The sequence below is a fragment of the Sporosarcina sp. FSL W7-1283 genome, from assembly GCF_038003105.1.
Classification (GTDB): Bacteria; Bacillota; Bacilli; order Bacillales_A; family Planococcaceae; genus Sporosarcina; species Sporosarcina newyorkensis.
Genome location: NZ_JBBOOL010000001.1, coordinates 420,649 through 432,937, shown reverse-complemented (window position 1 = coordinate 432,937; position 12,289 = coordinate 420,649). Strand labels below are relative to the sequence as shown.

Sequence of the window (12,289 nt, the reverse complement as noted above, 5' to 3'; positions counted from 1 at the left end):
TATAAAACGAGACTTCACGCTCTACTCCCTTTTTCCCCCTCGATTTCAACTATTCGGTTTCTCAGAATAGTTGATTGTTTATCTTAGAAAAAAACAAGTCAACATAACACAAAAAAAATAACCACCCCTCGCTTATTTAGAAAATTAGCAGGGTGATTACTATTTTGGGTTAAAACTTCTTTGCGAACAGGTCGCCGTTTTGCAAATGAGGCTCAGTTACATGATTAACTGTACGTAAGGCTTTTGCATGAATAGCGGTTACTGAAAGTATCTTCTGACTTCTTCTACGTCTTTTAAGTTTAATATATCTGCCTATAAAAGTTGTAATGCCACTGGATCGGCATTAGAAATATGTTCTTTGATATCTTTTGGAACCTCACCAAACTTTCTAAACAACAACATATTTGCGATTTCAGAAAGTGTCTCAACCTTTCCTTTTTCCACACCTTGTGACAGACCCTCTTTTAGTCCTTCTTCTCGCAAAATATCAGCTAACGTCATTGTCAATTTACTCCCTTCAGGAAATGTCAGATCTATCTCATGGAGGACTTGTTCCATATTCTGTTTTGTCATAGTATACAACCCATGCTTTGTCTTTGCCAATCCTTAACTTCATTATATATATAATTAACGAACAATTTAGAATTGAGTGAGGGCATAGTACATCAAGAAACACATCTCATCCCCCTATACCTGAAACATCACCATCTCCCCCGCCCTCGCATGCCCGACATAAGCGGGGAATTCGGCCATGCGTTTCTTCCGTTCGAACAGGAACTCCTCTTTTCCGGTCTCGGCGGAAGCCATCACTCCGCACAGGAGGCGGTCGGCTGGCAGGAGGTGCACGTTGGTTTCGCGGAATTTTTCTCGATGCAGCCGGAATACGTCTAATGCCTGTTCTGCGAAGTAAAAGGCGAACCAGTCTTTCGTTTGGGTTTTGACGGCATACAGTTTGATGCGTCCGGTGCCCAATAGATTAGTTTTGTGCAACCGGAAGATTTCCGCTTCGTCGGATTGCACCTTTTTTTAGTTTTTCCATATTGTCGTTTACATCCACTTTGCCGTTTGTCAGCGCCCAATAGATTGCATGCGATACGAGGCTCATGTCCATTTCAATTGCGAATTCAAAAAATTCCCCGACTGTGATTTTCATCCTGTTCCACTCCCTCTCCGGGCAGATCGTTCGATGTCACTTAGCTTGCCGGTCTCTTTAATGTACGTCACGGAAATTCTGCCGGTCGGACCGTTCCGGTGCTTGACGACGTCGATTTCGAGCTCATCTGACGGCATGGTTTCCTTCTGGTAATAGTCTTCCCTATAGAGGAATGCGACCACATCGGCATCCTGTTCGATGTTCCCCGAGTCCCGCAGATCACTCATGAGCGGACACTTGTCCGGGCGATGTTCCACTGCCCTCGACAGTTGCGACAATACGACCACGGGGCAGTTGAATTCCTTGGCCATGTTCTTCAGGTCGGCACTGATTTGGCCGATGATCTGGTTTTGGTTGATTGGATTCCCGTCAGGCCGGATGATCTGTAAATAGTCGATGAAAATGATCGGGCGTTTGTCCGGGTTCCCTTTGATGATTTTCCTTGCTGCAGCTTTAATTTGGCTTACTTTCAAGGCGCTTCTGTCGTCGATATGGATGTTCGAGTCATCCAGCCTGCTCATGGCGACGCTCCAATCTTCCTTTTGCTTATCGGTGAAATGCCGGTAAGGATCTCGCATACGTAATCTGCTATAGCCTGCCGTTGCGGCAATTAATCGGTCAATCATGGACTTCCTGCTCATCTCGAGCGAAAAGATGATCGGCAGATGACCTGCCCAGCCTGCACTCAATGCGAAGTGGTTCAGAGTATCTGTTTTCCCCATCGAGGGTCTGGCCGCCACGATGATGAATTCACTGTCTTGAAAGCCGTTCAGAACCCGGTCCAAAGCAGCAAGCCCTGTTCCCGTACCGGTATTTTCATCCATCGGCTTAAATGGCCGTTCATATTGCGCGACCAACTCATTCCTCAAGGAAGTCTCCACACCCGCCGTGTTCTCATCCTGCAGGGCATCGAATGAGTGCTGGATTTCGGAAAGGGACCAGTTATCTTGTTGCGCCAGCTGCAGCAGTCTCGTTTTCTCGGCTTCTTTCCATTTGCCGATGATGATTTCCTTGTATTCATCGAAGCGGGCAGGATGGGCGAAGCTTTTGAGTTCCACCAGATAATTCGCTCCGCCGAGACTCGCCGGTTCCCGGATCGTCAGGAGGGTGATGTAGTCAGCCGCCCGATTCGCACTGGCCAGTTCACGCATCGCGCTGTAAATCCTCTGGTGGATATAGGACTCGAAAAACTCTGCCTGAAAGTCGCTGTCCAAGATCAAGTGGTTCTCCTTCATCATGCTGCCAAGCAGACTCTTCTCAGCTAACACATGACTCATTTATTCCTCCCCTTAGTGAAATCCAGCTCGAAAGGCTTGAATGGCTGTGCCTGGCTTTTCACCGGCTCGCCTTCATTCATATAGTTCTCAAAGTTGCTTGAATTGAACAAGGTGGAAGGCCGCAAGTAGTTACGGAATTTCCTGTCCGGCAGCCATTGTGTTGTTTTCAAGTCGATTACCCGTTTGATGTCATCCACAGAATAGCCTTCATTCATTCGGGCATTGAGAAGTCTTCTGGTGGCTGATGCGTTGGTCTTGAACTTTTTATCGGTTTTCAGGTTGAGGTATTCAATGATCGTCACAATCTCGTCGTGGTGAATCCCGACAATCTCTTTTTTAGAGTTCTTAAGTTCTTTACTTATTGGTCTGCTCAACTCGGGCAGCTCCTTCTGCTCGTCATGGGCAGTTGCAGTTGCCTGTTTCGGGTTGTGATTCGGGTCTTGGACAGCGACAAAATCGATAGTGGAATAATCGACGCGGTACCATTTCGTCTGGTCGGCTTTTATCTTGTTGTGTTTGGAGGTGGAAATCAAATAACCTTTCGTCTCCAGGTTGCCGATCATGCGCCGGATGGTAGTGCGCGACCAGAATTCAAACTCTTTCCCCCAGTCCTCATACGTTTTATACACCCACTTTTCACCTTCAAAGACATTGGGTGAGACAAGTGACCGGAAATGCAATTGTTGCAGAAAGACCGCTTCATTCAAACCCACTTGCTTTACAAGCGATGGCAAGATCAATAATGGCGATTCGTTGATCAGTAAATTCATCGCGACATTCCTCCCTGTTAATTTTTGAAAAGGACTTCATTGCCCTTCTGCAAGCTATATAGGGACATTTCGCGAAAAGGATACAGGTGAGGTCAGAATTGTTCTCCGTGTATCCCTTTTTGGTCCCCCGGCTATATAAAGGGCAAAAGGAGTGATGAGTTGGCGAATCATTTAGCAGGCCATACTACATTCACGAGTCGGCAGGAGTTGGATTCGGCCGTCCGCCGGCATCTGAAAGGGAAACGGCACAAGACGAACCGCACGGACCGGACGGTATTCGAATTGATCCATTCACATTCCGGTCCATTTTTGGTGGCACAATTGACGCAAAAGCAGATGGAAGACGAATTGGACGTATCCAATTCCACCATTCGGCGGACAATCCGAAAGCTGATTAAACTGGAGATGATCCGGCGGGTAGCATTTATCGAACCAGAAACGCAAGGCCCCGGGGCCAATATCTATGTGATTCTGCCGGCAGGAGCATGGAATGATGTGGATGCAGATTAAGCCGAAAAGGAGCCGGGAGGACGGCTGAGTCCTTCCGGCTGCAAATTTAATCGTTGCGTGCAGAACGAATGTATTTTTAAGGTAACGGGCATAGGCGAGTCTTTGTGATGGCCTGTCACACAGGTTTGTTTTGTCTTTTTATTGAACGTATGTTCTTGTTGTGTTACAATTAACTGAATAGTTGGTTTATATTGGAGGGGTGAGCAGATATCGGCATTACACACATTAGGGAACATTCTGCAACGTATGCTGTTGATCAAGATGGTTTGTGGAAGAAAGTGATCGGTGATCTATTTGAAGACTTCCTGCTGTTTTTCGAACCGAATCTGCATGCGCATATCGATTTTTCAAAAGCACCTGACTTTCTTCAGCAAGAGCTTTTTCAATTAGTCAATGATAAGAAAAAAGGTCGCGGGGTAGCCGATCAGATTGTGAAAGTGCAATTGAAAGAAGGTAGGGAACAATGGATTCTCATCCATGTGGAAGTCCAAGGCACCGATCATGCGGACTTTTCTGCCCGCATGTTTCAGTACTTCTACCGGATCTATGACCGTTATCGCGAAAAGATCATTGCACTCGCCATTATGACATCTCCACACGAAAGCAAAGCCCCAGTCGATTTCCGATACCAATATTTTGGCACGACGCTGCATTATGCGTATACTAATCGTAAACTCCTCGACTATCCCGTTGAGGAACTGCAGCAGTCCGACAAGCTGTTCAGTAAGGTCGTATTGGCCGCAAAGTACCTGCATTCAACGAATGACAAAGAGCTGCAGCGCTACCAATTCAAAATGAAACTTATGCGCGAAATCGTTCGAAATGAGAAATACCCGCGTACAGCAGTTCAAGCCGTGTTTCACTTCATTGACTACCTGTTGAAATTGCCAAAGGACCTGGAACAAAAACTTTCGGAAGTTATGTATCCCATCTTAGGAGAGGAGAAAAAGCTGATGGAACTTTATAATAAGGAGAACGCGTCGCCCACAATCGCAAATGCTTTTGAAATGGAACGAGTGGAAGGTAAGACGGAAGGCAGAATCGAAGAGCGTTTGCGTCTTGTCCAAAATATGTTGAAAAAGGATTTGTCCCTTGAAGAAATTGCGGATTTGGCGGGGCTTTCTGAGGATGAGGTTTTGGCAATCCGTAATGAACTGCTTCAGTAGGGTGCAGCGTATCGATGGCGCGCGAAACGACTTTGACTCAATTTGGAATCGTTCACTAATTGCTTCGCGCGCCAATTAACTATTTAATTGAAGCCAATTGCAGATAAAAGAATGGTTTTATTATAGCAAAGCAAATCTATTTCAAACAGTTGTCAATCTGATTGTTTCAATTGTATCCTGGCCTAATACAACATACTAAGGATGCAATGGACACCATCCGCGTCCACGTGGAAATTCATTAGAAACGATGCTCCGTCCGATAAGTCAATCAGTTCCTATTGGCTATTAAATTCAAGATTATTACTAAGACGTTGACCCGCCAAAAATTCAATCTTCATATGAAATCCCATACTTTTTTATTTTCTTCACAACTGCGGATTGGCTAATGCCCAGCACCTGAGCCAATTTTCGCGTAGTTCGGTATGTCTGTAGTTTTTCCAAAATAATCTTTTTCTCAATTTCCTCTAAAGTCGCTTTCAAAGAATAATGTTCACTTAGATTGGGATGATCGGCAATAAAAGGCAAGCTACTCCAGCTGATTTCGTCATGTTCCGCCGTGACGACAAGCCGCTCAATCATATTCTCCATTTCTCGAATATTTCCTGGCCAATCATATTGATGAAGCAATTCCACCAAACCCGGCTGAAAATGTCGTTCAAGCCCGTATTTTCGATTTGTGCGGTTTAGAAATAAATGAGCTAGCTGCTGTATATCTTCCGGGCGTTCACGCAAAGGCGCAATATGAATCGGGATAATATTTAGGCGATAGTATAAATCTTCCCGAAATGCTTCTTTTTCAATGAGTTCTTCAAGATTTTTATTTGTGGCAGATACAATGCGAACATCAATTTTAATATCTTTTGTTCCACCTATACGCCGAATTTCAAATTCTTGCAGAACCCGTAATAGCTTAACTTGTAAATCCATCGGCATATCACCGATTTCATCCAAAAACAATGTGCCACCGTTTGCCACTTCAAAAAGGCCGGCTTTCCCCTGCTGATTGGCACCTGTAAAAGCTCCTTTTTCGTATCCAAACAACTCAGATTCCAGTAAGTCGCGGGGAATCGCCGAACAATTGATTTTAATGAATGGATGGCTTGCTCTGGAGCTGTTTTCATGAATGAATTTGACCACAACTTCTTTGCCTACACCTGAATCCCCTAAAATCAGGATCGAAGAATCCACTTTTGCCACTCTGGCTGCCAATTGAATAACTTTTTTCATTTTAGGGCTAGCGGCAATGACATTTTCCGTATGAATCAAAGCAGCAGAATTGGAGAGTAGCGGACTCGTAAGTTGTTCATTTTTGCGGCGCAACGCAATCGAAAGCAATACATCTAGTTTCAAATTGTTCAACTCAGAAATATCACGTACATTTAAGATGATATATTTCAGATGACCGTTTTCATCCATTACAGGATTTCCTGTTGCTAAAATTTCGACACCACGTACGCTAATCACTTCGGTGACAGTTTTTTTTGTTTTAATTATGATCTCTGTGATAGATTTTGAGATATATCCTTTTTGGAGTGCTTGCTTGGCTGTTTCTCCAATAAACTCCTCTGCTGAAAAACCAGTGATGCGCTGTGCAGCTTTATTAATTTCAAGGCCCTCGCCTTGTGGATTAAACACACATATACCATCAAAGCTATTTTGAAATGCTTGTTTATAAATGTCTGCCACCATTTCACCCCATTTAATTCGATTGAGTTGCTTTCGAATCAAAGCTTTCATTCTATATTATCTCAAAAGTCTAATAATTAAAACAGAAAAGCAGAATTCTCCGAAGAGATATTCTGCTTTTCTATATTTTATATACGTTCGAGGATAAGCGCCGTCCCCACACCACCGCCGCCGCTAATGGCAACCAGTCCACGTTTTTTTTCGGTTCTTTCCAATTCGTCTAAAATCGTAGCAATCAACATGCCACCCGTACCCCCAAGTGCATGGCCCATTGAGATAGCGCCGCCATTGACATTTACCTTTGAAGGATCGATTTTTTCATCTTGGATAAATTTTAAGACCGTCGCTGCAAACGCCTCATTATACTCAATTAAATCGATATCATTAAAATTCAAATTGGTCTGATCAAGCACTTTTTTGCAGGCTGCTTGACCGCCTGTCAGCAAATACGGACTAGCCGAAGTATTTGCGATGCCAAGAATTTTTGCACGCGGCTTCACGTTCAATGCCTTTGCAGATTGTTTATTACCGATGACTACTAACGACGCCCCATCCGCTAACGAAGGAGAATTTCCCGGATGATGCAGATGCTCAATTTTCCCGAGAGTAGGAAATGCCTCGTAAATTTTATCCTCCGCTTCACCTACCCCATATTTAATGAAGGAAGGCGTGAGTGCAGCCAAACTTTCTACTGTGCTGTTTTCTCGAATTAATTCATCTTTGTCGAGTAAAAGATTACGATTCTCATCATAAATCGGAATGATCGACGAGGCTAAATAACCGTTGTCTCTGGCATATGCTGCACGTTTTTGGGATTCCACTGCATATTCGTCCAATTCCCTTCTTGAAAACCCTTCTAACGCCGCGATAACGTCAGCGGAAACACCCATTTGTACGAATCCAGTTTTTTTACTGACCTCCCGATCTGCATACCATGCACCTTTATCGGAAAACATGGGTACCCGGGAAACGGACTCCACACCTCCTGCCAACACAACATTTTCAAATCCCACCTGTACTTTTGCGGCTGCTAAACCGACAGCATCTAAACCTGATGCACAAAAGCGGTTAATTGTTACACCACTCACTGTTTCCGGGAGCCCTGCATAGATTGCAGCGATTTTGGCCAAATTCCCTCCTTGATCTTTTACCTGTGTCACACATCCGAGAACAAAATCCTCAATCAACGCTTTATTGAATGAATGTCGTTCCTCCAGTGCATGTAACAAAGCGGAAATAAGCTGTATTGGCTGGACAGATGCTAAAGAACCGGATACTTTACCTGCTCCTCTGGGTGTGCGGATTGCTTCATAAATGTATGCATCCATGATACCTTCTCACTCCTTTTACCGGTCATACCTCTAATTTTACGTCTTCTGGTGAATTTAGGACCTGCTGTTTCAAATGATACTTCAGTATTTTGCCGACAGGATTACGAGGCAGCTCGTCGAGAAAGTACACGTATTCAGGTATTTTATATATCGCATAATCATGATCTTTGAAGTACTGTATTATTTCTTCTATTGTCAGCAAACTACCAGGATCTTTTAAAACGATACAAGCGCAGGCTTTTTCACCCATACGTTTATCAGGAAGACCGACAATCGAAACTTCCGCCACCTTGGGATGTGTTTGAAGTAAATATTCTACTTCTGCAGGGCTGATATTGACACCGCCACGGATGATGATTTCCTTTGTTCTGCCGACAAAGCGATAAAATTTCTGCTCTCCTTCTTTTTCAATGATTTCAAATAGATCACCTGTGCGGAAGTAACCTTCTTCATCAAAAAATTCATTTTGGGCATCTTCTTGTCCCCAATAGCCTGGAAATACGCTGGCCCCTTTAATACGCATTTCACCAGGTATACCACTTTCCGTTATGACGGATCCAGTTTTCACATCTACCAGCTTGCTTTCGAAGTAATGAGCAATTCTGGTCGTCCATTCCAGCCCTTTTACTCCTAGACGCGGAAAGTAATTGGCACGCTGTTCCGGATCGGGAATATCACGCGGATCACTTATAAATGTCGCCCCTTCATTTGAACCGAAATAATTAATGATGGAGATATCAAATTTATCTTGCCACCCTTTTACCATCCAGGGAGATAGCGGAGTAGAACCGGATCCGATTGCCCGCAGCGATGAAAAGTCTGCATTTTTTAGGATTCCTTCATTATTCAGCATTGCATTCAGCAAAGCCGGCGGGGCCAATGTATAGGTAGCACGGGCTGAAGCAATTTGGCGCAAAAATGTCGGAAGATCGAAAGGATGGTGCATGATCAAAGTGCAGTTTGTAAGTAACCAAGGGACGAACATACCCGCAATCCCTGCCATGTTAACCATCGGGAATGTATTCAGTAAAACCTCTTCTTCTGTAAATGCTGCCGCATCGACAGACGCATACGAAGAGATGATCCACTCATTATGTGTACGCGGGACGCCTTTAGGTGTTCCTTCAGTCCCGGATGTCCAGCAAATTGTAAACACATCATTCGCTGTGTTTTTTGTAGCAGTACAGATTTCTTCTGCTTTTTGACGATCTTTTTCAGACATGTTGAGATTATTTAAAGAGATTACACCTTCCGGCACATTGTCTCCCCAAGCAAAAATATGTTCCAATGAAGAAACTTCTGGTTTTACCTCTACAAAGTCCTGGGCGGCATGATGCTTTAAAATATTCGTCATAGTAATTATGGCTTTTGCTTCTGTAAAATTTAAAAGTGTTCTGTATTCATGTTTCCTATACTGAACAGGAAAGGGTGTCGCGATGGCACCGATTCGAAGGATTGCTAAATATGTCAGGAGCATTTCAACCGTGTTTGGCAGCTGAATTCCAATAATGTCGTCTTTTCGAATACCGTTCTTCAGCAAGTAAATCGATAGGGTTTCAACTCGTTCCAACAATTCTTCATACGTGTACTGCTGCGGAACTCCTGAGCAGATGGCTTCCCTATTTAATGGATCGGCTGCGGCTAGGGATTCCGGTTTGTTTTTGACGTTCCTCAAAAATAATTCATATAATGTTTCCGTTCCCCAAAATCCTTTTGCTGTATACTCATCAATCTTTTTTTGATCTGCCAATATCATATTCCCGCCCCCTCATTTTTAAAAGCTTGATGCATTCATTGTACGGTTTACGCTTCGGAACCGAAGAAATTCTCCCCTGAAATCCAAGTCGCATGGAAACCCATCGGCACACGGTGCGGCAGTGCAATTCTGGCAACCGGACCCAAATCAAACTGCTGAGCATCTAAAATTACCAGCTCGGATTTATTCGTAACCTCATTATGTGTATAACAAACCACATAGCCTTCATCCTCCGACTGGGCCTGTTTCTTAGGCGCAAACGCAGCTTCGGAACCAAAAAAATGCTCATCAAACAGATACTTTTGGGATTGGCCGGTCCATGTGTCGTACTTCACTAATCCCGTAAATTTTAATGTATGGGAAGAATCGATATGCACGTTGTAAGAATAACGACCTTTGCGCCCCATATAGTGCAGATTGATGGCAGGGAATTCCGTATTCAAATCATCCAATTCGCCTTCTTTTACAGCACCTGTCTTGAGATTTAAGCGCCAGTAATGGAGCTTTGCATTCAATTGTAAGAACTGCATCATTCTTTCAATGTCACTCTCAGTAGAGCGTTTGGGCGGCTCAGGCTGATCAACACGACAGCCGACAAGTACAATTTCATCGCCATCTTCCCATGCGTTGATAGAATGGTAGATATAGCAAGGATCTGCCTCAAACCAGCGAATTTCATTGGAATTCCCATGACGTGGAATCACACCGAAACGGCTTGGGATATTCTGATGAAATTCCACTTTATAGCGCCCCTTTTTCAATGCTTCCGTATTCGCAAAGAGTGGCAAATCCATTAGAATTGAATACTTCTCAGTTATCCACATATCGTGCGGGTTACGCGGACCAGGTAAATCGATTGGTACGCTATGCACATCCTTTCCGTCTGCCGAAACCACTCCGTACATCATATAAGGATATGAATTTCCATAATCGAAGAAAATGAATTCTCCTGTATTCTCATCTACTTTGGAATGTGCGGAAACATGTACTTTTAATTGGTCATTAAAGTTTTCCACACCTATCGTTTCCAGCGTTTTTGCATCTATTCGATAAGGTTCCCCCGACTTATACCAAAGACTTAAGAGATTATTATTGTGGTAGACAACATCTGTATTGGATGTGTTTTTCAATGGTTCAAATTTGGGATTTCCCGCTATATTATCTCTGAGACCAACCCATTCAGATTGCTTTGTTTTGTCTTCATACTCATAGCCTTTTGTATGAACATATCGGTTTCTGTAACTGACTTTCCCATCTTTAAAATAGACTGCGTGCAGCATACCGTCTCCGTCAAACCAATGATGACGGCCTGTTGGTTCATACTTTGGATTCGGACCGTTGCGAACATACACACCGCTGAAATCAGAAGGAATTTCTCCTTCAATGACCGGCAGTTCTTCGACGAAAAGCTCTTCTTCTGTAGGTGAATATAAAGGATCTTGTAAATAGGGATTTATTTCAGTTTGCATTTTAGTCATTTGATTTCCTCCTTGTGCATGTTCCAATAGTTTATTTGACTTAAACGCATTTGCGCTTTTTCATATTGTTCTACAAGCCCCGAAATAATGTCTGCAGCCGGTTGAATGTTTGTTACCGATTCTACGCCGTGTCCTGCTGACCAAATATTTTTCCATGCTTTTGTACCGGCTTGAGGATCACTGAAATTAATCGTCGTTTTCGGCTTTAACTTTTTCGGATCGAGTCCCGCTTTTTCAATACTGGGACGAAGCATATTTGCATGAACGCCTGTAAATGCATCCGTCATGACGATATCATCGAATTCCGCATCTACGACCATTTCTTTATATTCCACTTGCGCCATACTTTCTGATGTGGAAATGAATGAGGTTCCCATATAAGCTAAATCTGCACCAAGTGATTGGGCAGCAAGAATTCCGTTTCCTGTAGAAATCCCGCCCGCCAATATAATTAGGCCATCAAAGAATTGCCGAACCGCTTCCACGAATGCAAAGCTGTTCATATTCCCTGTATGTCCTCCAGCGCCCGAACTCACGAGGATCAGCCCATCAACCCCTGTCCGAGCAGACTTTTTGGCAAATTTTACCGAATTCACGTCAGCAAATACAAGCCCGCCATAACTATGCACAGCTTCAATGACTGTAGTTGGACTGCCTAACGCCGTAATCACGATTTTCGGCTGATAGCGTAAAATCAATTCCACTTCTTCCTTCAGGCGACTATACGTACGATGGGTAACCATATTAAGTGCCCAAGGAGCCGTTTTTTGACCTGACTTTGCATGCTCTTCTAATGAAGTGGTAATTTGAATCATCCACTCTTCTAATTGTTCAATCGTTCTGGCGTTCGGTGCAGGAAAAGAACCAATGACCCCATTCCTGCAACATGCCGTGACTAGCTCGGGATTAGATACTAGAAACATTGGTGCCGCGATGACTGGCAATACCATTTGGTCTGATAGTGCTTTCAACACATCTTCTTTTTTCCCCATTTATATCCCCTCCAAATAAAGACTCTTTCGAAATTACACTTTCACTAGTGTGCCAGTCTATATTGCAAGTATCATGCCAATTAAAACGATGTATCAGAATCACTGTTAGCAAGGATATTCGATTCCAAAAGTAATCAAAAGACATAAAAGTGAGTAGGATAGTAATCAGA

The 12,289-nt window shown here is 43.6% G+C and carries 12 protein-coding genes; 2 read left to right on the top strand and 10 right to left on the bottom strand.

The features are described from left to right. Nucleotides 1–312 precede the first annotated feature (312 nt). The 5 genes from MKY93_RS02055 to MKY93_RS02035 form a co-directional block, all read right to left on the bottom strand. A complete protein-coding gene (locus MKY93_RS02055; protein ID WP_340758086.1) occupies nucleotides 313–573 on the bottom strand; it encodes a hypothetical protein in 261 nt (86 codons plus the stop codon). Between the two features lie 114 nt (nucleotides 574–687). Continuing rightward, nucleotides 688–990 (bottom strand): hypothetical protein, encoded by a 303-nt coding sequence (locus tag MKY93_RS02050; protein ID WP_340758085.1) that lies wholly within the window; start codon nucleotides 988–990, stop codon nucleotides 688–690. After that, a complete protein-coding gene (locus MKY93_RS02045) occupies nucleotides 977–1,153 on the bottom strand; it encodes a hypothetical protein (protein ID WP_340758084.1) in 177 nt (58 codons plus the stop codon). The genes MKY93_RS02050 and MKY93_RS02045 overlap by 14 nt, the downstream gene beginning before the upstream one ends. Next, nucleotides 1,150–2,430, bottom strand: coding sequence for a replicative DNA helicase (locus MKY93_RS02040; RefSeq protein ID WP_340758083.1), 1,281 nt, complete (start codon nucleotides 2,428–2,430; stop codon nucleotides 1,150–1,152). The genes MKY93_RS02045 and MKY93_RS02040 overlap by 4 nt, the downstream gene beginning before the upstream one ends. Further along, nucleotides 2,427–3,200 (bottom strand): conserved phage C-terminal domain-containing protein, encoded by a 774-nt coding sequence (locus MKY93_RS02035; RefSeq protein WP_340758082.1) that lies wholly within the window; start codon nucleotides 3,198–3,200, stop codon nucleotides 2,427–2,429. The genes MKY93_RS02040 and MKY93_RS02035 overlap by 4 nt, the downstream gene beginning before the upstream one ends. Nucleotides 3,201–3,359: 159 nt before the next feature. Between MKY93_RS02035 and MKY93_RS02030 the strand changes: the two genes are divergently transcribed. Both MKY93_RS02030 and MKY93_RS02025 read left to right on the top strand, forming a co-directional pair. Then, a complete protein-coding gene (locus tag MKY93_RS02030; protein WP_078817478.1) occupies nucleotides 3,360–3,710 on the top strand; it encodes a hypothetical protein in 351 nt (116 codons plus the stop codon). A gap of 266 nt (nucleotides 3,711–3,976) precedes the next feature. Then, nucleotides 3,977–4,876, top strand: coding sequence for a hypothetical protein (locus MKY93_RS02025; RefSeq protein ID WP_139365974.1), 900 nt, complete (start codon nucleotides 3,977–3,979; stop codon nucleotides 4,874–4,876). A gap of 327 nt (nucleotides 4,877–5,203) precedes the next feature. Here MKY93_RS02025 and MKY93_RS02020 read toward each other — a convergent pair whose 3' ends face one another. From MKY93_RS02020 to MKY93_RS02000, 5 genes are all read right to left on the bottom strand, one after another. Then, nucleotides 5,204–6,613 (bottom strand): sigma-54 interaction domain-containing protein, encoded by a 1,410-nt coding sequence (locus MKY93_RS02020; RefSeq protein WP_078817480.1) that lies wholly within the window; start codon nucleotides 6,611–6,613, stop codon nucleotides 5,204–5,206. A 77-nt stretch (nucleotides 6,614–6,690) separates the two neighbouring features. Next, nucleotides 6,691–7,890, bottom strand: a complete 1,200-nt coding sequence (locus MKY93_RS02015; RefSeq protein WP_217698587.1) for an acetyl-CoA C-acyltransferase — start codon at nucleotides 7,888–7,890, stop codon at nucleotides 6,691–6,693. A gap of 25 nt (nucleotides 7,891–7,915) precedes the next feature. Further along, nucleotides 7,916–9,649: a class I adenylate-forming enzyme family protein gene (locus MKY93_RS02010; RefSeq protein WP_221837921.1), complete on the bottom strand. Its 1,734-nt coding sequence runs from the start codon at nucleotides 9,647–9,649 to the stop codon at nucleotides 7,916–7,918. A 47-nt stretch (nucleotides 9,650–9,696) separates the two neighbouring features. Next, the gene (locus tag MKY93_RS02005; protein ID WP_221837924.1) at nucleotides 9,697–11,127 is read right to left on the bottom strand and encodes a carotenoid oxygenase family protein; all 1,431 of its coding nucleotides are present in this window, start codon (nucleotides 11,125–11,127) and stop codon (nucleotides 9,697–9,699) included. Further along, the gene (locus MKY93_RS02000) at nucleotides 11,124–12,119 is read right to left on the bottom strand and encodes an NAD(P)H-dependent flavin oxidoreductase (RefSeq protein ID WP_078817484.1); all 996 of its coding nucleotides are present in this window, start codon (nucleotides 12,117–12,119) and stop codon (nucleotides 11,124–11,126) included. The genes MKY93_RS02005 and MKY93_RS02000 overlap by 4 nt, the downstream gene beginning before the upstream one ends. Nucleotides 12,120–12,289: the final 170 nt, after the last annotated feature.